Here is a 19,828-nt window from a genome sequence, read left to right as displayed (position 1 = left end):
GGCCTCCAGCCCCGGAACGACCGGGTGGTCAGTTCGCATTGTTCTCGTTCGTCAGAGGTTCGAGCGGGGCGACTTCGCTCACCAAAGGGATGTCCAGCTTCCGCTCTGTGTCGGGGCGGGGCGCCAGGGCGACGATGGGCTGCTCGCCCTCGTCGAAGCCGGGGTGGCCAGTCGGCTGCTGCGGAATCGTCAGCTTTGACGTCGGGGCGTCCGGCAAGGGCAGGGGCTCCGGGTCGATGACCCATTCCAGGGTGCCGCTCTCATCTGCCAGTGCCGCAACGCCCCAGTAGGGCTTGAGGAGTCCGGCCGCGTTGCAGGCGAACGGAACGAGGACCAGACGCGTGCCCTTCGGTAGGGCCGCCAGCTTCGGCCGGAGCTCCACCGCGCCCGGGTTGAACGCGTATCCCCCGAAGAGATCTGCCTGTTCCGAGGGCGGGGCGAAGGCGAACAGCTCGCGGATCACCGACCACACGTTCTGGATCCTTGCCGTACGGACGTTGCTGTCCTTCTTGGAGAAGCAGAACGGGTACAGCAGCCCGTTCCCGATCCGCACCAGGTCGAACTGGAAGCCGTTGGGCTTCACCAGCTGGGCACCCGGGAGATCCGCCAACTTCTCGCTGACCCGCTCGAACGCCCCGCGGTAGCGCGCGACGCCGTGGACCTGGGTGGAGGACACGTCGGCTTCCTGCTGTGAGGAGCGAGCGTTGGCCTGCATGTCGACCAGCGCCTGGCCGATCCTGTCGCGCACCTCCCGAGCCGTCTCCTCGCCGTTGAACAACTCGCGGGCCCAGGCTGAAGCAGCAATCTCCATGCGGCTGACCCCTCCGGTTCAGCGCTTCACATCGAAGCGCATAGACAGTGCTATCACTTTAGTTGATCTCAATCAACTTGCGTGAGTGCTTTCGTAGAACAGTGCGAAGTGAGTTGGGTGCGGCTCGTCGTGAGGGATGACGGCTTGAGCGTCGACCGATGCCACGGAGATCCGCGAACCGCTCACCGTCGCATGTGGTGCCGAGATAATGGGTGTCGTGATTGATCCGATGGCCTCGGAGCAGGAACTTGCGGCGTTCATGCGCGAGTACGAGGCGGCGAACAACAGCCACGACATCGAACGTGTCGTGCCGTTCATCGCCGAGGACGCCAGCTATTGGTTCTCCGACGGCTCATACCGGGGCATCAAGGAAATCTGATCCGCGGTCGAGACGACCTTCTCGACCATCCTCGACGAGGTGTACAAGGTCCAGGACCTGGAGTGGCCCGTACTCACCCCCGAGGTGGCGGTGTGCCGCTATCGGTTCGCCTGGAGTGGCGTCGTCGAGGGCCAGCAGCGTTCCGGTCAAGGGCGGGGCACCAACGTCATCGTGCGGCGCGACGGCGAGTGGATGATGCTCCATGAGCACTTGAGCGACTGACCGATCCGTCCCGGGGTTAGGCAGTGAGGGTGTATTCGCCCTGGCCGCCGGATGGATAGAGACGTTGGTGCTCACGCGCGGTGTGGTGGCACCAGTAGGAATCGAAGTCTCCGTTGTTGATCAATGTGCGGAGTCTGAGGACGGCTTCGGCGCTGGTGAGGCACCAGCGGGCTCCGGTGATGTCCGGGCGGTCGCCGATCAGGTGTCGGCAGGCACCCTTGATCGCGCCGGTGGCGATCGGCCAGCCCGCTGCCAGGGCAATGTCGTAGCGCAGCTGGTCGAGGTGACCGGTCAGATAGCGGCAGCAGGCATCGACGGCTTCTCGCCTACTGGCGCGGAGGCCGGCCTGGTCTGCTTCGGCTGCTATCTTCCGGGCGGCGCGGTCAGCTTGACCTGCGAGGATCGTGGTCAGATGACCGGCGACCCAGGCGTCGGCCGCGGCGGTGCCGACCTTGTGAAAGGCGTGGGCCGCGGTCCAGACGTACTCGGTGACGTGCACGAAATCCAGGAGCACGTTGATCGTGCAGCCGCGGCGAGGGGTCTCCTTCTGGATCAGGTCGAGTTGGTGGCGGGCGCCGTCGACCAGGACAACCCAGCAGCGGTGGTGGTCGGGATCGCGGGCTTCGGCCTGGGCGAAGACGTCGGCGATAACCTTCTCGGGCGGATGCAAGAGCGAGGCAGTGCACCACTTCCGTATCGCGGTCGCGCCGCGGCGGATCCGACGGCGGGGGCTGCGTCCGCCGGGCGGATGGATCACGTCGTGCGGGCGCCGTGGAGCGGCGATGGCGTCAAAGACGCAGGCCACGGTGGCCATCCGCTTGCGGTTGGGTTTCTCGCCCGGTGAGAGGCGGCTGCGATGTCCGGCCTCGGCTGCGAGGCGGGCACGTTGAGTGGCGGGCAGCAATGCCTCTCGGGGCGCATGACCACGCCCTTGCCGTCGACCTCGATGACCAGCAGCACATGCCGACTGTAAGGCACGGGAATGTGCTGCCAGTAGAAGGAGTCGATGGCCCCGGAGGCGGCGGCCACGAGTTGCTCAAGACGGCGTTTGCCCAGCGCTCTTCCGCAGCGTCGCTCGATCGCACTCTGGGCCTGGTCGAAAGAGCCTCGCACCGCTTCGGTGACCGCGAGCCGACGCAAGCCCATCGAGTGCCGGCCCGCGGGAAGCGACAGGTTCGCATCGGTCGGATGGACGTTGCTCATCAACGGGCCTCGATAGGCCATGCGTTCCAGGATCCCCTGCGTCGCCGAAGCCCACGGAGAGAAGTTCGGACGTGACGCGAACTCAGTGTCCGGCCCCGTCGCCCCATCGTCCTCCAGGTGACTGTGGACTCGTAGGGGCACCGGGTGAGTTGGAACGGCCCAGCTAATCGGACTCGTCTCGGTGTTCGAAGAGCCGGCACTCCAGGGGAGTGCCGGCTCTTATGCGCGAGGGGTGAGCCAACACGCCCTCACATAGGCCCTGTTCTGCCTGGTTGGAGCCACAGCGAGTCAGGGGAACGCCACGGTGGTCCGTAGCTGTGCGGGGATCGTCGCAGCCGTCGGGCGATCGCAGCAAGAGGATGTTGTGCCAAGGCTGGGTGAATACCCACCCGGCACGTATCGGAGCCAAGTGTTCCGGTAGCGCTGTTCCAGGAACCCGCAGTTCGCGGTGTGTCGGGGGCCCGTGCTCTGGCCCATGGTTCAGGGCGACTTGCCAATCCGGAGGCATAAGAGGGGTGTTGAAGCCCGAGTGACAAACGCGAACGAATACTTCAGATGCGGTGCGGGGTGCATCGGAACGCTGGCACGATTTGGGCCGCCGCGCCAGGGCGGAGCCAACCGTCCGCGGCACTTGGTTGGAGCCAATTCAGTACACACCTGATCACGGCGCCCGTCTGCCCACAGGCCGGGGCGCCCAGCGAGTAGGGATCCGTATGTCCAGCAAGACTCTGTTGCCCGGCGGCGCATACTGTCGTCCCGATGCCCGGCTGTCGCCCGGGGATGCCGCGGTTGTCGTCGTCATCATCGTGGTGGCTGCCGTGATGATCCGCGACGGCATGATTCTGCCCGACCTTCTAGTGCTTTTGGGCAGTGTGGGCCTGATGGCCATGCTCACCATCCGGCTGAGCACCATGGAGTTCAGGCCGCTGCGCCGCGCCGGAAAAGCCCTGTTGACTCCAGCGCAGCTCTGAACCGCCAGCGATGGAGGAAAGAAGGGGCCGGCCTATGCGGCCGGTCCCCTTCCCGGAGTATGGGGCAGGCCGCCTCGCGGCCGCCCTGCGCCAGGGGCGGGAGACGAGCGGCAAGAGTCGGGAGCAGGTCGCGGACGCGATCCCGTGTTCCCTGGCGACGGTGCAGCGGGCCGAGGCTGGCAAGAAGCGGCCGACGCAGACGGTGACTCGCGCCTTTGCCCAAGTCTGCGGCATGAACGAGGAGAAGATAGTCCGATTGTGGGAGGCAGCGGGCAGGCCCGCGCGGGGCTCGAAGCGTACGCAGGCACCGGCGGTCAATTTCGTACGGACGGAAGCCGACCTTGGGGCGGCGTTGTTACGAGTGCACGAGGACAACGCGAGCCCAGCACTGCGGGAGATGGAACGCCGGGCCGAGCGACACGGCGGCTTCGGTCGGCTGGACCGGATGACGGCCTGGCGCATCGTGCACCGCAAGGTCCTGCCGGCGACCGAGAACCAGCTCAAAGCGTTCCTCACGGCCTGCGAGGTCCCCGAGAGCGCCTTCCCGCAATGGGTTCGCGCCTGGCGGCGCGCGAAGGCCGATACCAAGGCGACCGCCCGGCGCCAGGCTGCACAGGCACGGGCTGCGAAGCCAGATTCCGTCGATCCCGACACCGCCATGAGGATCATGCGGGCCGCCGGGCTCAGGCCCATCGACACCTTCCCCGGCTCGGCCCGGCCGTGGACCGCGCAGTGCGCGGCCTGCGGTCAGTGGTCCCGCTTCCGCCTTGACGCCGTACACCGCGGCGCGATCTGCCCCGTGTGTCACACCACGCGCGCCCCCTGACGAACCCTCGCCCGTCTCGTTGCCCGAGCCGCCCTGACACGCGGTGCGGCCGTAGGCAGGGCCCTTGTCGCCGACTTCTCCCGGTGAGCAAACGGGCTGCGATGGGGTGTTCTTGAGCGGGCGGGACCACCCCTTCCCTTCCTCAGAGGCGCTGTGGTTCACACGCGCTGCCTTGAGCGGGGGCGAAGGCAGTCGGCTGGATGACGTGGGTGCCGAACTTCGCGCGGGCGGCGTCGGCAACTTTCTCGAGGCGGTGTTTCTTGTCGTCGGCCAGGTCGGGGAGCAGCTGGTGGGCTTGTTCGTCGGGGCCGAGTTGCTCGGCCCCGACGGTGAACTGCCGTACGTGGGCCCGCTGAAGGCCGAGGCTCGCGTACAGGACGTGGACGGCGGAGACGAGCTCGGGGGTGTGGTGGGCGGGCTCGGCCAGTTTCCGGGTGCGGCTGGTAGCGGAGTGGTCGGCGTAGCGGACGGTGAGGGTGACGGCGCGGCCGACCTCGTCCTGGGTGCGCAGGTGGTGTCCGAGTGCGTCGGCCAGGCCGAGAACGAGAAGTTCGTGCGCATGGTCCGCGAGACCATCCCCTTCTCCGGGGACACCAACCAGCTCGTGGCATCCCCGCAGTGGCCGCTGGTGGCGGCCCAGATGGCGCGGTCGAGGACCGGGCCTGGCCTGAGACTCCGTGACGGCGCGCGCGCAGGACCACCGGGGAGTCCACGCCGACACCCACCATGTCCACGGTCTGGGAACACTGACGCCCGCCCTGGGCGATCGGCGATCAGGGGCGGGTGGTCGGTGGGGAGCCGGGGCTCAGGCGGGGGGCGATGTTCTCCGCTGCGTCGCCGGCGGCATCGGCGGAACATGGGCCCACTCGGTCGCCGTGTCGGCCAGCTGCGCCGCCTCGTTGGCAAGCGCGGTCGCCCGCTCGGCGACACCGGGCGCAGCGATTCGGGGCAGCAGGTCCATGACCGGCACAACGACGCACTGCCGTCGCGAGGAACGCCCGAACGTGCTGTACCCGGTCGCCGTACGCCGGCCGTAGCGGTGTCCTCATCCTGCGGCGTCGGGTCCGGGGTGCCCCTATGGTCTTCGTCAAGGGGTGAGTAGCGTCCGTGGCGGTCGGCCTTGATTCGGGGAGCCCGATTGACCAGGGCCAACGACTCCCATCAGTGAGTCCGGCGTCGTGGAACGAAGGGGTTGTGGCGGATGAGGGTTTTGTTCTTCCCCGATGAGGATGGGTTGGATGTCTCGGGTGGCTCTGTGGAACTCGTCGCCTTGGCCCGCGCCCTCATCTCGGGGAGGGGTGGCATCGAAACCACCGCCTCGGCTGAGCCGAGCTTCGGTGGCACTGAACTCGCTTCGGTCGAGGTAGTAGGCACGAGCGGTCCGGGTGTGCTTGTCCGAGTTGACTCGCGGCGCGGCGTTCTACTCATCGAGGGTGACCAGCCGGGTTTGAACGCTTTCGCTGACGAACTTCGGTCGATTGCGGAGATGAACGACGGCGGCCACCAGCACATCGAGTACTTCCCGGATCACTACTACCTTGCCTCTGGGTCACTGGCCATGGTCGTGAACAGTCCTCACGGAGGCATGCCGGCTCGATGAATGACTGATGACAGTGGCTGGCCGGGATTCGTAGAAGGTTCCGTCGCGGAGCATGGCGAAGAGGACGTCGGCCCGGCGTCTGGCGAGGCAGAGCAGGGCCTGGGTGTGGTGCTTGCCCTGGGCGATCTTCTTGTCGTAGTAGGCCCGCGATGCTGGGTCGCCCAGGGAAGCGAACGCGGAGAGGAAGAAAGCCCGTTTGAGCTGCTTGTTTCCCCTGCGGGATGGCTGTTCGCCGCGGATCGAAGAGCCTGAACTACGGGTCGCGGGGGCGAGGCCCGCGTAGGCATCGATGTGCCGAAGAGGGTTCGGAGTCATCCCGACGCCCACCAACCACCACAAAGGCCGCCGCGGAGCCGGTGCCTGTCTTCAAGGCGGACCTCATCGGTCAGAAGGTTCCGAGGCATCCGCTCCGCACTGCATTAGAGGGTGGGCCTCCAGCAGTTCCTCGATCCGCCCGGCCAGCAGCTTGCGTTGGTCGAGCGCGGCCGACAGCGAGCCGGCCAGGCTCGGGACGATCAGCGCGGCCGCCTCGGTCCCGGGGACCGTAACGGTCTGCTCGTCCAGCGCGGCGAAGATCTCCTCGACCAGCCGCTCGGCCATCCTCGGCGCCTTCGGTCGCAGCAGCGTGACCAGCCGCCGATGTCCCGCCTTGCGGATCTGTGCTGGTGACCCGAACCGTTCCAGCAGCGCGAGGACGGCCGGGTGCTGCAACCGTGGCCCCATCACGCGTTCCAGGGACGGGTGGATCTGGGTCAGCAGGCCGTGCAGCCGGTTCGCGACCCTGGGTGCCTCGCCGGCCAGGTCGTCGTCGAAGCCGACGATCATCTCCAGCTCGGCGATCGTCTCGTCCTCGCCGTCGATCGCCCGCAGCGTGTGCGGCATCGCGCGGGCCGCGTCCGCGATGATGAACGCGTCCTTCGCGTCGGTCGTGGCCTCGCCGGGATAGAGGTCGGCGATCCGCCGCATCGTCAAACCGGGCAGATAGGCGACCGGACAGCCCATGTCGCGGGCGACCGCCAGCGGCAGGGCACCGATCGAGGCCGGCTGGTCGACCACGACCAGCACCGTCCCGTGCTTGGCTTTCAGTTTCGCGAACAGCTCGCGGAGCTTGGGTTCGGTGTTGGGCAGCCGCTTGTCGAAGGCTTTCTTGCCGGCCGTGGTGACGGCGGTGGCGTGGTGTTCGCCCTTGCCGACGTCCAGGCCGAGGAAGACGTCGATGTCGCCGGTGTCGATCACGTGCAGGCCCCTCCATCACGCTTTCGTCCGACCTTGCCAGGGCACCGAGCTGCCACATCCACGTTACGGAGAGCTCTTCCGGCCTGGGTGAAGCCGGTGCTCAAGCCCCTCATCAGCGGTCCGTCGATGCCTTCGGACCCGGTGACACCACCCCCCGGATCATCAACCGCGACAGGAGGGGGAAGTCATGCCGGACCCGAAGGCTGGTAGCCCCATTGCGGAGCCACGAAGGAGGTAACGGGGGGCGAGCAGATGCCGCTGCGCGCATGGGCACAGGTTCGGCGTCTCGGGTCAGGCGGCGACGTGCTCGATGGTGTCCGCGATCAGTACGGGCAGGTGTTCCATGGCCTGTTCCAGGATCTTTTCGATGGGCACCGCGCGTTGACTGTTGTCCACGTTGATGTGGTGCGCCCACTGGGCGGGCTGGTAGCGGGCGAGCATCGACAGCGCGTACAGCAATGCCCACCAGGCCATCAGCGGGTGGAGTTCACGGGACAGGCCCGTGACGGCGGGGAAGAAGTAGCGGTGCCCGGCGTACGGGCGGGTCATCGACGACAGGCGTTCCAGGCGCTCCTCTTGGGTGCCCTTCTCCGCGGGCATTCTCCAGTGAATGGACAGCCAGCCGGCGTTCGGCTGGTGCCGCTCGAAAGTCGGCTCGGCGTCGGCTCCCGGCCCGCGACGGACGAAGTCCTCATATCCGGCGGCGCCGGGGTAGTTCTGCAGGAATTCGTCGAGAGCCGTGCGGCTGCCGGCATCCACGACGCGATCCAGGAAGTTGCCGACATGCACGGTGAGCAGCGGGTGGAAGTCGATGCCTGTGATGACGTCCGTGCTGGCGTACAGGGGAGTGAAGCGCTTCCGATCGGTCAGCGGGTATTGCAAGTTGCCGGGGAGGGTGTCCCACACCTCCTCCAGACGCACGACCGTGTCGTTGCCCCAGACCGGCGACTGCAGCAGCTGGCTGAGCCGCACGAAGCTGCCGGCAGTACCCACAGGATCGGTACGGATCTCGATGTCGGCGAAATCCATGTGGTAGCCCGACGCGTGGATGCCGTGAGAGTTCAGGTTCCAGTCCTCGCCCTTGAGGTCGACGGCCGCAGCCGCGATCGCCCTGCCGGCCTGGCTCAGGCCGTAGAACACCAGCAAGGGACGGGTCTGCGGGCCCACCACCTCGGCTGCCTTGAACATCTGCTGCGCCTGTTCCAGAGCCGTGGTGTACGTCTTGGCTCGCGCCCCACTGCTCGCTCGTCCCGGTCGGTCGGAACGACTGGCCCGCAGCCTCTCCCACGCCTCAACGGGGTCTATCTGCATATACATGGTGGGACGTTACCTAACAGCCGAGGGCGTTGGAGGGCCTCCGCATCAAGCGACTGATCAGCGCAAGGGCAGGGAGTGGACGCTGGTCACCGACGAGCAGATCCGCGCGTACGAACTCCCTGTGATCGAAGGCAAACGAGGCGGCCATCGGCGGCTGGCCTTCGCATCCCGGTAGGGGGCACGAATCACGTGTTGGGGCGCGGCAATCTGCTGTGGCGGCGGTGATGTCAGCGGTCGCGGATAGCGTGTCGGACGTGGTCGGAACTAACGAAACGCGCCTGATCATCCTGCGCGGCAACAGCGCATCGGGAAAGTCGTCCATTGCGGCCGGGCTCCGCGAGGCCTTCGGCCGCAACCTCGCGATCGTCGCCCAGGACAACCTGCGCAGGGTTGTGCTGCGCGAACGCGACCGGCCCGGTGGCGCCAACATCGGGCTGATCGACGTCACCGCCCGCTACGCCCTTGCTCACGGCTTCCATACGGTCGTTGAGGGCATCTTGTACGCGGACCGGTACGGGGCGATGCTCGAGGACCTGGTCCGCGACCACCAGGGTGTCTCCCGCTGCTACTACCTGGACGTGGCGCTGCGCGAGACCTTCGTACGGCATGCGACCAAACCCGATGCCGACTACCTCGCGCAGGTCACCGAAAGGCACCTCGCCGACTGGTACCGCGAACGGGATCTGCTGCCGGGGGGTATAGAGACCCTCATCGACGGGAGCAGCACGCTGGAGGAAACGGTGGCGCAGATCATGGCCGAGACGGGTCTGCACCAGGTGGCGTCCGTCGACCGGTGAACAAGGGGCCGGCTCAGCCGGACTTTTGGCGTGCTGTCTCAGCGCTGTTCGATGCGGTAGTGGGTGTGGGGGAGTCCGTGGAAGCAGTCGAGGGCGGGTCGTTTCAGGACGGTGGTGAGGGGGGGTGCCGGTGAGGATGAGGGGGAAGGGCCGGTGGCGGTCGGCGGCGGCGTGCCAGGTGCCATACAGGTTCTGCAGGCCGTCGCTGCGCAGCTGCTGAGCCTGGCTGACCAGGAGGACGGGGCGGGTGCGGCGGTCGAGTGCGCGGTCGATGGTCCGTTCGGCCTCGGCCAGGATCCGGGGGCGTCTACCGTCACCCGTATAAGCAAGGGTCAGAGAAGCGCACGTACCGCGTGTTCGTTGACTACGCGGACTTCACCTTCCATGGGAAGAATCTGGGGCAGAAGGGCATCATCACGGCGTACTAGAGCAAGGGCCAGTCCGGGGGAAGGGACGCGACACATGTCTCGCGAAGAAGGACGACTGACCGGACGTTCCAGTCAGTGGCGTTTCGCACCGGGAGATCGGGTGCGGCCACGGGAAAAGACAGACCATCCTGAAGACCCGGTGGGCACAGTGATGACGCGCGTCTCCACCGGGGAACTCCTCGTCGACTTCCCTCTGGCCGGCGGCGAGATGTATCTCGACGAGGAGCTCGAATTGGTCGAGTCGGCGCCGCCGGGCTGGAAGCCGCCGTCCACCGCGACATGATGGCGGGGGTGCATGCGAACTAGCGTCGCCCGACGGCCTGTTGGGCCTTGTTGGAGTGGGTGAGTCGGCGGGGCATGAGGGTGATGAAGGCCCAGTTGATGTGGGCTTCGGAGTGCTGGATGAGGCGTTCGTAGTCGCGTGAGCTCCCGGATCGTCGACGCGACCGGCCACCCCCGCGCTCGCGACGCCGTCCGACTGGCCGCCGACGGCGAACTTGCGCGCCAGGCTTAGGAGTCCGAGACCGGATCCGACGCCGACCGCGACCGCCTCCCGTAGACGGCGCGAACTCTTCTGGCACGGGCACCGGTCCCGTCCAGCACACGGCGTACGACGAACTGCCAGCCGGCGAGGGCGAGGACGCCATGGACATCGATGGCCGCCATGACGCCGGCCATCCGGTCACGCCGGGCGACCGGCATCCGGACGGCGTCGGACAGTGCCCAAGCACCATCGTCGATGCTCCGCGCATGGGAGCATGAACACGTCGGCCCGCTGGTATCCCCCCCCGTAACGAGCGGGCCGACTCACGCCCGGGGCCGTACGCGAGGGCGCAGCACCGGGCGCGCGCCGTCGGCCGTCTGCGGGCCGTGCGGGGTGTACTGCACTTTCTTCCCGGGCCGGTGGGAGCACAGCCCGGTGCGCGCCGTCCGGCCTCGCGGCGCATACGGCGAGGCCGGGAGTGTCCCTTGAAGGGACACCTTTTTATGCGCGCCAGTGGTGGGGCAGGAGACGTCGCCAGGTGAACCGGCGGCCTTGGGGACGGACGCGGCGAACAGGGGCTGGGGGCGGCAGGCTGGGGCGCGGCGGCACCGGCCGGTGTTCCGGCGGCGCGGGTGCGTGTGCGGGCGGCGGTGTCGGTGCGACCGGTGCTTCGTCTGCTTCGCTGGGAGGCTCGACGGGGGCGGGGGACTGCTCGGGGCTGGCCGGTTGTTGGGCGTGCTGACGGGCGAGGCGGCGGCGGTGGGCTTCCCGGCCGTGCTGGGCCTTCTCCAGCGCGGTCATGAGCGCGAAGGCCGGTGCGGGGTGTAAGCCGCTCTGCTGGCCGAGGGCGAGCAGCGGGAGCGGGATCAGGCCCCACCAGGCGGCGCCGTCGGCCGGGTGGGGGTGGGAGATCTTCCAGTCCTTCGCCCAGGAGGCCATCTCGCCGCTCCAGTCCTCGCCTTCGAGAGCGGGGTAGGTGCCGGGGTGGCCGCCGTAGGGGAGGAGAACGGTGTCGGCTGTGATCCAGCAGACGGAGCCGCCGGTGCGGACGAGGTGTCGCTGCACGGGAGTTGGGCGCACCTTGTGGTGGGTGTCGGGCTTGCCGTGCGGGCGGACCTTGACGGTGCCTGCGGGCACATAGTGCTGCGTGTCGTCGCGGTCGAAGAACCACCAGTGGGCTGTCTGGTCTCCGTAGGTCGTGCGCACGTGCTGGCGGCGGGCCTCGGCCGTGGCCTTGGCGAGCGGGCGCCGAGGGCGTTCGACGACGAGGATCTGGTCGTCGCGGCGCACGACGATCGCGGGCGGGAGTTCCCAGCGCTGCCCGGCGAGGCGGGGATCGGTCTGCAGGTCGACGCTCGCGCCGGGCAGGGCGTGCACCAGGCGGTCGCGCAGGTCGATGATGACGGTGAGGTCGGCCTGGATGTCGGCCTGGTGGGCGGCGACGGCGCCGCACCGGTCGGCGCTGGCGGCGGTGCCCTCGTGCCGGAAGCGCGGGGTGAAGCCGGACTGGAGTGTGGCCGGGCCGCTGAATATAAGTGTTTTTCCGCACGCGCAGCACCGGTAGCGGCCGCCGGCCTTGCCGCGGGGCAGGCGGGAGGCGGCGTCGGGCGCCCGACGCAGGTCGATGATCCGGCCGTCGCTGGTGTCGAGAGCGAGTTCGCTCATGCGAGGCAGTTCGCTGCGCGAGCGCGAGCAGCGTGACCGTTTCGTGGGGATGGCGAGCTGCCCTGGCCCGGCACGGCGGGCGGAGGAGGGACGGCCGGTGCGGCGAGGCGACGAAGTGGCGGAGCGAGTCATGCGGGCAACTCCAGGGGCGGGGAGGGACGGGGGCGTTGAAAGGAGCTTTGCCCGGATGAAGCTGTCCGGCAGTTGCCCGGTGGTGTCTCCGCAGGTCGTGGCCGGACATGGCCGGACATGGCCGGGCTGGGCCGGGCAAGCCGACCCGGCCGGACAAGCCCTGGTCGCGCTCTGTCGCCCGATTCTGACGATCCGTAGGCTGATCCCGGTGTGTGACAGGGGCGGGCCTGAGGGGGAGGGGTCATGGCAGAGAGCAAGCCGGGCGGCCGGGGGTACGGCGCGTTCCACGAGAATGCGACGCCCGAGAGCAAAGAGCTGGCGCGGTACCTGCGCGCCCTGGTGAAACAGGCAGGCAAGACTCAGCGGGACCTTCAGGAGCCCACCAACTACAGCAAGAGCCACATCTCCTCGTTCCTCAGCGGCGAGACGGTGCCCCCGCGGGTCTTCGTCCAGAAGCTGGTCAAGTACGTGACCCATCCGCGCCAGGAACAGGCGTGCTTGAACAAGGCAATGCAGCTGTATCTCTTGGCGCAGCGCCCGCAGCCCGCCCCGAACCTTCCCGCACCGCGTCCCGCTGCGGAGGACGGTGCCTCGACGGCATCGCTGGCGAGCGTCGCGGCCACGGCCCAGGACCAGGCGGCGAAGGCTCACGAACAGCTCGCGCAGGCTCACGAGCGCAATCAGGAGCTGATGGAGGAGCGGGGCCAGACCCAGCAACTCGTGCTGAGCCTGAGCCGGTTGACCGCCGAACTGCAGCAGCAGGTGACGACCCTCGAAGACCAGTACGACGAGGAGAACGAAGAGAACGAGGAGCGCCTGCGCAAGCTCACCGAGCAGTTACAGGCAGCGCAGAGGGAGTTGCGCCGGGCCCGGACGAGCCGCGACGAGACCGAAAGCCTCCTGGCCCGGCTGCGCAAACGCAGCGACGAGCTCGAGGAGGAACTAGCCCAGTCCCGCCGGACGGTCGCCTCCGACGAGGAGCCGAGGCTCCCGCCACTGCCGGCCGAGCTGCAGGAGGCCTTCTTCCGCGCCGACTTCGAAAACGCCCTGCGCGCCGCGGAAGGTTTCCTCAACGACGGCCAGCAGCGTCGGGACACGGTCAGCGACGAATGGAGCCTGACCGGGCCGCGCCGAACGGCGCTGCAGACGCTCGACCGGCTGCGCACCGGCTGCCATCTGCTGGGACGCTCCCTGGGGTGCCTGTCCATGATGTCGGCGGCGGCCCTGTACCTGGCGGCCGACCGGTCCGGCGCAGACGGCTGGAAGTTCCTCCTCGGCGTACTGATGCTGGCAGGCGTCGTCCTGGTCAGTGACCCGTGGAGCCCGCTCGCACAGCTGTGGCCGGCGTTCCGCGCCGGTTTCCGCCGCGAGCCGGTGCCCTGGCACATCACCATCAGCACCCGGGCGATGGCCGTACGGGTGGGACGGTTCCTGAGCGCCGCACTCGCCGCAGTCGGTGCCGCACTGAGCGTCCAATGCTCGGTGGCGTGGAGCGCCTGGTGGCTGTTTCCCCTCCTGCCCGCAACCGCGCTCTGCGCCTGCTACGCCGTCTTCGGTCACGACCGGAGCGTGGTCCGCCTGGTGCAGGAGCTGGTCGGAGAACTCGGTGCGGACTTCAAGGCCCCTGTGCGCGCCCACCACGCGCCAGCGGCCGTGATGGGGATGACGGCGCCGGTTGTCGTGAGCGACCGGGAATGGTTCGAGGCACGGCGGCAGGAAGTGGGGGACTCCCTGACGGGCGGCTGGAGAGAGACCGCGATCTGGATCAAGATGATCGTCCTGCTCGGGGCCTTCCTGGTCGTCATCGCCTTGGCTGGTGTGGTGTCGAACACCGTTGTCCACACGGCACGTACGTGGCAGACGCCCAAGGGATGGCACTGGGACGGTGTGGTCGCCACGATCGAGCAGCCGGTCAACGCGTACCTGACCGCGCACTCCGCGGGGCTCCCGCTGTCCGTTTCCGCGCTGCATCTGCTGTGGATCGCCAGCGGTGCGACGGCGCTGGGGCTGAGCTTCTTGTTCGGCGGCCTGGGCGCACGGACGACCTGGGTGCTGTGGGGTGCGGCCACCATCGTCATGGTGTGGTCAGGCACGCCGGGCGAAGCGCGTCAGGTCGCGGCCGGCCTTGCCACGATCGCGTGGGGGCTCGCTTCGATCCTCGCCATGCAGGGCCTCAAACTGCGACCGAGCACGACTCAGAACGTGATCGTCTCGAAGGACTCGTAAGCACAGCACCACGGCCAGCGGCTCCACGCTCCACTCGTGATGCCACTCGGGCCCGATGTGCGAGCGTCGGGCCCGCTCCTTCCGGCGTCAACACGGCTCCGTGCGAACCGTGACACCCATCCTGGTTGTTCGTTGCCAGGTCGAGGTGGTGGGGTGCACTGCCGCTGCTCCCGGTCGGCCCCAGTCCTCGAACCCTGGGGCCGACCGGTGGGGCCCACGGCATCGAGCGACGGGGGGGGCAGAGACGCAGATGTGCACTTCCTCGTGTGGGCCGCTACGTCTGGCCGGCGGCGCTGGCAGCTCTGCGGAACAGGCAGATGAGGGCGATGCGCTCTCCCGTGAGGGCTTTGCCTTCGGCCGCAGTCATCTTGTCGAGCTTCCATCCGAGATCTTCGACCGCTTGAATCTGCTCGGCCAGGCCGGTCATCGGGGCGGTGCTCATAGAGTTGGTGGATGCCTCGATGAACTTGTACACCAGGACGGAATTGCCTGCGTCTAGTGCGTGCTGAGCAGCCTTAGAACGGCTAACACAATGAGGTGCATCGCGCCTGGTAGCCGTGCCTGACAGGGCAGTTGGGCGTTGTCCGAGCCATGGGGACTTCACCGTGGATCGTGCCGGATGATCTCTGGGAGCGGATCGAGCCGCTGCTGCCGAAGAAGGAGCGGCGGTTCCGCTACCCCGGTCGCCTGCCGGTCCCGGACCGCCAGGTGCTGTGCGGGATCCTGTACGTCCTGCACACCGACATCCAGTGGGAACACCTCCCGCAGGAGCTCGGCTTCGGCTCGGGCATGACGTGTTGGCGCCGGCTGCGGGACTGGAACGAGGCCGGCGTCTGGCAGCAACTCCACGAGGTGCTGCTGGCCGAACTGAATGCGGCCGCACGGCTGGACTGGTCCGCTGCGTCGTCGACTCCTCCCACGTCAGGGCCCTAAAAGGGGGCTCCACACGGGCCCCTCGCCGGTCGACCGGGGCAGGGCAGGCTCCAAGCACCATGTGATCACCGACGGGCACGGCACCCCGCTCGCCGTCATCCTCACCGGCGGCAGCCGCAACGACGTCACACAGCTACTGCCCCTGCTCGACGCCATCCCACCCATCCGTGGCCGCATCGGCCCCCCCGGCGCAAGCCCGACTCGCTCTTCGCCGATCGTGGCTACGACCACGACATCTACCGCGATCAGGTTCGAGCTCGCGGCATCGTGCCCGCCATCGCCCGCCGAAACACCCGCCATGGCACCGGACTTGGCATCTACCGATGGGTCGTGGAACGTACCTTCGCCTGGCTGCACGGCTTCCGACGACTCCGCGTCCGCTGGGAACGCCGAGCCGACATCCACGAAGCCTTCCTCAAACTGGCCTGCTGCCTCATCACCCACCGGCAACTCCAGTCATTGTGTTAGCTGTTCTTAGCGGCTTCGTCGCCCTTGGCTTTGTTGATGAACCCCACGGCGCACTCCCTATGAGGGCGTCCCCGAGTACTTCTATTGGAGCACTGGGGCGGCGGGAGTGCACATGCACGAGGCGGGCCTTCGTGGGTCTGCGACCCACGAAGCCGGGGGAGCCACTGCTGTTCCCGTGGCACTCCGTGAAGCAGCGGCCGGACGAGGTTCCGAGAGGCGTTTGTGGAGGGCGGTCTCCACGCCACCCCGTTCACCCAGATGGCGGAACCGTGTAGGTGGCGGGTGAGAGGCAGACCTAAGGTCGGCTACGACGCTGCCCGGCGGTAGCGCCATCGGCCGACGCAGACGAAATCTGGCTCGGCGAAGCCAAGAAGACCAACGCTCTGGGCGACACCCACCGCGACATCAAGAGAGAGCTGTGCAAACTCCTCGACGGCTGCCAGACGGTTACCGCACACCGCCTTGTCCTCGCGACCGCTGCTCCAGCATGGAACACCGCCCCCCTGACGGTAGCCAGACGAGAACTGCACGGGCTGCGCACAGCTGGCAAGTACGCCCCTGACGTCTACCTCCTTACCGACGTGGGTTCCTCCGCGCCAGCCTTCGAGCACCTTGCCCCGGCTCAAGACTGAACACCCGCGCGCCTGGCATCGGCTCTATCCCGTACATCCGCCCGGCCGTTGCCCCCTCCCCTCAGCACGGCACCTCGCGCACCGTCTTCTGCCGGAACCGGCGGCCGCGTGCGTTCCTCGTCGTGTCAGCGCAGGGTGGCTCCGTAGCCGTCGGTGGTCTTCCAGACATGCAGGGGCGCGGTGGGGGCGGGCCAGACGTCGATGAGGTGTTCTTCGAGGGGTTCGTCGCCGTCGATGATGAGTTGGCGGTGTCCCAGGTCGCGGCCGCGTGCGTGGACGCGGATGCGGCTGGGGACGCCGGCGATGCGGGTGAGGGGTGGCAGGGGGTCGTTGTCGTGGGCGTCGGTGATGCCGGGGTTGGTTCCGGGCAGGAGGAGGCTGGCTTCGACGATGTCGTCCCAGGCGTCCAGGTCAGGTGGTGGGGGAGGGGCGGAGTGCTGGGTGAGGGTGACGCGGACCGGGCCGAGTTCGGTGCCGGTCATGACCAGGGCGAAGGTGCCGGGTTCGGTGATGCCCCGGCCGGGGGAGAGGGGGGCGAGGAGCCCGTTGAAGCCGGTGTAGGAGAACCCGGCGGGGTCGAAGTCGTCCCCGTACACGTAGTACTGGTGGTCGCTCGTCCACACGAGGGCGGTCGCGGTGTTCATCGGGGCACCTGAACCCAGTAGGCGTCGTGGTTGAGGACGCGGTTGGCGCTGTAGAAGGACGACAGGAGCCCGCCTTGGCGGTTCTGCTCGCCGGCAGGCACCCAGGCCCATCCCCAGTCCTTGCGTGGAACACGCGAGGCGCCTTGGTTGCTGCGGGCGAAGGGGTACTCGTCGCAGCTCATGCCCGCGGGCCGCTTGCGCGAGGCCGGACACGCCCGACTGCGGTTGGCACGTTCGATCGTCGCGCTGGTGGTGCGGGTGAGCGGGTTGCCGCGGGTACGGTCGCCGTAGTGGTGCGGGCCGGAGTCCTGGATCCGGCGGATGTTCTTGGCGATCTCCGGGAGGGTGCTCATGGAGGTCAGCACGGGCTTCACCGTGGGAAACACGCATCCGGCGGACCGGCCGATCTGCTGGTCGCACCGGTAGGAGGGTGACTTCCACTGGGAGGCCGCCGACAGCGGCCCCTTGCGGGCCGTGAGCGCGTAGCTGGTGCGCGTGACGTTCTGCGATGCCGTCGTGTCGTGGTAGTTGATGGTGGTGGTGGCTTTCTGGCCCACCTGCATGGTCATCTTCGGGAACTTCTCGGTGGCCTTGCAGGTCCCGGTGCACGACGCGCTCAGCGTCAAGGTGGCGCCGACCGCCCGGCCGGTGGCGGCCGTGACCTCCGCGCGCAGGTCCTCGGCGAAGTCGCGGCTGGTGGCCTTGAGTTCGAAGGCCTGCGTGACCACGACGTCCGCCCGGCCCACCAGCCTCTTCTTCTCGAACACGAGCAAGGTGTTGGTGGCCTTCTCGCAGTAAGTGAAGCGCGTCGGGGTGGGCCGGCACGCAGGGCCTGCCGCCGCCCGCACGGGTTCACGCACCACGTGCACGTCGTCGGTGGCGGCACCCGCCGATGCCGGTCCGCTCAGCGTCAGTCCCGCGCTCGCCATGAGGCACATCAGCAGTGCCTTGCCTCTGTGGTGCATCGCTGTATCCGCTCTCTGCAGGCTCTTGACGGCCCACGCCGTCTCCCCTTCGGATACCGCAGGACACCTCCTGCGCTCGGCCAGCGCGCCCGAGGGTCACCGCAATAGGTGATTCCACAGACCCAGTCCCTCTCGGGCAGCATCGTCAAGCTCCTGCAATACCTGATCTCCCGTAGTGAGGGGGCAGGCTCGCGCCCGTCCGGCAGGCCGCCGCTGCGCACGTCGGCCAGCGCGCGGCGCGCACCTGGCGGCCCGCTGAGCTGCAGGCACACCGGCACACGCGACGGCACCGCCCCGTGTGCTGAGCGGTCCGCACAGGGACCGTGTACGGCTGCACCCTCGGGTGACGTGAACGCATCTCCTCGGCGGGATGCCACCCGGCTCCGGCAACTGCCACCGGGTGCTGCGCCTCACGGACGATTGGTCCCGTAGGTCCAGTTGATCAGCTCACGCACCATCTCCAGCACCACTTTCTGCCGTTCCGCCGGCAGAAACGGCCACACCAGCCAGGCCGGCGTGGACAAGACGACGTCGAGAAGGACAGGCAGCAGGCGCAAAGCAGGCGCGCAGTCCACCCTGCAGGAAGCACGGTCGACCATCCCATGCTCGTTCGAGGGGAGTGCCTCAGGCTGAGTGCGAACCGCCAACAGGGAACATGCAGAATGCGACGTGGCAGTACTGAGGCATTTTTTCTCCCCCCGAAGGGGTGGGATGTGTTTCCAGCGCACGGTCGCAGGCGACCGCGTGACAGAACCCGAGGCGCACCTACCCTCTCAACAGGCCGCTGGCACACGGCCCTTGGGCAGGGGCAGCCGACGCTCCTCCCGCGAAGGCGGCCGCCTCCCGAGGCGGCATGCCCGACAGCCTCCCGCGCGCAGCATCCGGGTAACGCCAGACGATCCTCAGGCCCAGGGCCGGCTGCCCAGATCCTCGGCCGGGTCATGGATCTTGCGGGTCAGGTACTCCAGGACATGCGCCATGTCCTCCTGGATGCTGCGGTCTGCGAGCTCCCAGAACACCTCCAGGTGCCTGCGCGTCACGTCATCGTTGCCGTCTCTCCCGGCCGTGTGCAACGTTCCGCCCCGGGTACTGTGAGGACGTGGTCATGGCATCGACGGTAGGGGCGGGCAGGGACAAACAGGCCGCCTGCGCCGGCTCCTTCGCCCGGTCCTGCTGGGAGCAGTGCTGTGAATGATCGGTGTGGTGACGGTGGGTTGGGCGTCAGCGATCCTGGACGTGCGGGCTTGCGGGCTTTCCGGCGTGTTCTGTGTGGTTCACGGCGAGATCTTGGCTGTCACGGGGTGACCAACTGGCAGCTGCGGAGTGAGGGTTCGGGCTAGCACAGCAGGTGGCTGGCTGTCGTGGCGATGAGTGTTCCTGTGGTCTTGATCAGGGCCGGGGTGTGGGCTGGCCGGTATGACAGCCGATGTGTCCTCACCTTCATCGCCGCCGCTGTCGGCGTCTGCGCTGATGGCGGAGAGCGGGGGATCTCATGACCAGCGCCGAAGCCGCCCGCGAACTCCACCTGCCCCCCCGCCGCCTTACGCTGACTACCGAAGCAGGGTGTCCGGAAGCGACCCGGCGGCCGGGCGCACGACACGCGGCTGACGAGAGCCGAGGTCCCTCTGACCGGCAGGAACTGCTATTCGTGCGTGGACCGCGAAAGCGCTTCCGCTGGCCTTCTCGATCGTTGCGACTGTCTCGTCGGCGCCGTGTTTGCTGGCGTTGTAGGTGAGCGCGACGAGCGCGCCTTCCTCCGCGAGGCGCTCGGCTATCGAGCGCCCGATACCGCGGGAGCCTCCGGTGACGAGGGCGGTCTTTCCAGCGAGCGACTTTGACACAAGTATTTCCTTACTGGGCAAGATGTGGCTGTTGAAGGAGCGGGGCTG

The 19,828-nt window shown here is 68.1% G+C and carries 17 protein-coding genes and 4 pseudogenes; 9 read left to right on the top strand and 12 right to left on the bottom strand.

Annotated elements, in window-relative coordinates:
• Positions 1-28: 28 nt before the first annotated feature.
• Positions 29-811 carry a hypothetical protein gene (locus V2W30_RS39895; protein WP_338704060.1) on the bottom strand — a complete coding sequence of 261 codons (783 nt, stop codon included), beginning with the start codon at positions 809-811 and terminating at the stop codon, positions 29-31.
• Positions 812-1,028: 217 nt separating this feature from the next.
• Here V2W30_RS39895 and V2W30_RS39890 point away from each other — a divergent pair, with 217 nt between their 5' ends.
• Together V2W30_RS39890 and V2W30_RS39885 are read left to right on the top strand one after the other, a co-directional pair.
• Positions 1,029-1,190 carry a nuclear transport factor 2 family protein gene (locus V2W30_RS39890; RefSeq protein ID WP_338704059.1) on the top strand — a complete coding sequence of 54 codons (162 nt, stop codon included), beginning with the start codon at positions 1,029-1,031 and terminating at the stop codon, positions 1,188-1,190.
• A gap of 39 nt (positions 1,191-1,229) precedes the next feature.
• Positions 1,230-1,412, top strand: a complete 183-nt coding sequence (locus V2W30_RS39885; RefSeq protein ID WP_338704058.1) for a nuclear transport factor 2 family protein — start codon at positions 1,230-1,232, stop codon at positions 1,410-1,412.
• A 16-nt stretch (positions 1,413-1,428) separates the two neighbouring features.
• Here the strand turns inward: V2W30_RS39885 and V2W30_RS39880 are convergent.
• Positions 1,429-2,645: pseudogene (locus V2W30_RS39880) on the bottom strand (ISKra4 family transposase); the annotation flags it as partial.
• Positions 2,646-3,328: 683 nt separating this feature from the next.
• Between V2W30_RS39880 and V2W30_RS39875 the strand changes: the two are divergent.
• Both V2W30_RS39875 and V2W30_RS39870 read left to right on the top strand, forming a co-directional pair.
• Positions 3,329-3,586 carry a hypothetical protein gene (locus V2W30_RS39875; protein ID WP_338704056.1) on the top strand — a complete coding sequence of 86 codons (258 nt, stop codon included), beginning with the start codon at positions 3,329-3,331 and terminating at the stop codon, positions 3,584-3,586.
• Between the two features lie 34 nt (positions 3,587-3,620).
• Positions 3,621-4,412, top strand: a complete 792-nt coding sequence (locus V2W30_RS39870) for a helix-turn-helix transcriptional regulator (protein WP_338704054.1) — start codon at positions 3,621-3,623, stop codon at positions 4,410-4,412.
• A 142-nt stretch (positions 4,413-4,554) separates the two neighbouring features.
• On the opposite strand, the gene V2W30_RS39865 is transcribed toward V2W30_RS39870, so the two are convergent.
• On the bottom strand, positions 4,555-5,133 hold the full coding sequence (locus V2W30_RS39865) for a hypothetical protein (protein WP_338704053.1): 579 nt from the start codon (positions 5,131-5,133) through the stop codon (positions 4,555-4,557).
• Positions 5,134-5,613: 480 nt separating this feature from the next.
• Here V2W30_RS39865 and V2W30_RS39860 point away from each other — a divergent pair, with 480 nt between their 5' ends.
• Positions 5,614-6,012, top strand: a complete 399-nt coding sequence (locus V2W30_RS39860) for an Imm32 family immunity protein (RefSeq protein WP_338704052.1) — start codon at positions 5,614-5,616, stop codon at positions 6,010-6,012.
• Here V2W30_RS39860 and V2W30_RS39855 read toward each other — a convergent pair.
• Both V2W30_RS39855 and V2W30_RS39850 read right to left on the bottom strand, forming a co-directional pair.
• Positions 5,962-7,248 (bottom strand): annotated as a pseudogene (locus tag V2W30_RS39855) (IS110 family transposase). The gene V2W30_RS39860 and the pseudogene V2W30_RS39855 sit on opposite strands and share 51 nt — an antisense overlap.
• Before the next feature lie 291 nt (positions 7,249-7,539).
• Entirely contained in the window at positions 7,540-8,565 is a 1,026-nt protein-coding gene (locus V2W30_RS39850; RefSeq protein ID WP_338704050.1) for a YaaC family protein, read from the bottom strand.
• Between the two features lie 224 nt (positions 8,566-8,789).
• On the opposite strand from V2W30_RS39850, the gene V2W30_RS39845 reads away from it, so the two are divergent.
• A complete protein-coding gene (locus V2W30_RS39845) occupies positions 8,790-9,362 on the top strand; it encodes an AAA family ATPase (RefSeq protein WP_338704393.1) in 573 nt (190 codons plus the stop codon).
• A gap of 579 nt (positions 9,363-9,941) precedes the next feature.
• A complete protein-coding gene (locus tag V2W30_RS39840) occupies positions 9,942-10,073 on the top strand; it encodes a hypothetical protein (RefSeq protein WP_338704049.1) in 132 nt (43 codons plus the stop codon).
• Positions 10,074-10,775: 702 nt separating this feature from the next.
• Here the strand turns inward: V2W30_RS39840 and V2W30_RS39835 are convergent.
• Positions 10,776-11,939 carry a hypothetical protein gene (locus tag V2W30_RS39835; RefSeq protein WP_338704048.1) on the bottom strand — a complete coding sequence of 388 codons (1,164 nt, stop codon included), beginning with the start codon at positions 11,937-11,939 and terminating at the stop codon, positions 10,776-10,778.
• Between the two features lie 375 nt (positions 11,940-12,314).
• On the opposite strand from V2W30_RS39835, the gene V2W30_RS39830 reads away from it, so the two are divergent.
• Positions 12,315-14,297 (top strand): helix-turn-helix domain-containing protein, encoded by a 1,983-nt coding sequence (locus V2W30_RS39830; protein ID WP_338704047.1) that lies wholly within the window; start codon positions 12,315-12,317, stop codon positions 14,295-14,297.
• Between the two features lie 274 nt (positions 14,298-14,571).
• Here the strand turns inward: V2W30_RS39830 and V2W30_RS39825 are convergent, their stop codons facing one another.
• The gene (locus tag V2W30_RS39825; protein ID WP_338704046.1) at positions 14,572-14,772 is read right to left on the bottom strand and encodes a hypothetical protein; all 201 of its coding nucleotides are present in this window, start codon (positions 14,770-14,772) and stop codon (positions 14,572-14,574) included.
• Between the two features lie 116 nt (positions 14,773-14,888).
• Here V2W30_RS39825 and V2W30_RS39820 point away from each other — a divergent pair.
• A pseudogene (locus V2W30_RS39820) lies at positions 14,889-15,698 on the top strand (IS5 family transposase).
• A 757-nt stretch (positions 15,699-16,455) separates the two neighbouring features.
• Here V2W30_RS39820 and V2W30_RS39815 read toward each other — a convergent pair.
• The 5 genes and pseudogenes from V2W30_RS39815 to V2W30_RS39795 all read right to left on the bottom strand — a co-directional run.
• Entirely contained in the window at positions 16,456-16,974 is a 519-nt protein-coding gene (locus V2W30_RS39815) for a hypothetical protein (protein ID WP_338704045.1), read from the bottom strand.
• A complete protein-coding gene (locus tag V2W30_RS39810; RefSeq protein WP_338704044.1) occupies positions 16,971-17,939 on the bottom strand; it encodes a NucA/NucB deoxyribonuclease domain-containing protein in 969 nt (322 codons plus the stop codon). Before V2W30_RS39810 ends, V2W30_RS39815 begins: the two co-directional genes overlap by 4 nt.
• Positions 17,940-18,349: 410 nt before the next feature.
• A complete protein-coding gene (locus V2W30_RS39805) occupies positions 18,350-18,538 on the bottom strand; it encodes a hypothetical protein (RefSeq protein WP_338704043.1) in 189 nt (62 codons plus the stop codon).
• A 303-nt stretch (positions 18,539-18,841) separates the two neighbouring features.
• Positions 18,842-18,979, bottom strand: coding sequence for a hypothetical protein (locus V2W30_RS39800; protein WP_338704042.1), 138 nt, complete (start codon positions 18,977-18,979; stop codon positions 18,842-18,844).
• A gap of 591 nt (positions 18,980-19,570) precedes the next feature.
• A pseudogene (locus V2W30_RS39795) lies at positions 19,571-19,780 on the bottom strand (SDR family NAD(P)-dependent oxidoreductase); the annotation flags it as partial.
• Between the last annotated feature and the right edge of the window lie 48 nt (positions 19,781-19,828).

The sequence above is a fragment of the Streptomyces sp. Q6 genome, assembly GCF_036967205.1.
GTDB lineage: Bacteria > Actinomycetota > Actinomycetes > Streptomycetales > Streptomycetaceae > Streptomyces > Streptomyces citrinus.
Note: the sequence above shows the minus strand (reverse complement) of the source record. Positions and strands in the feature narration are given on the sequence as shown.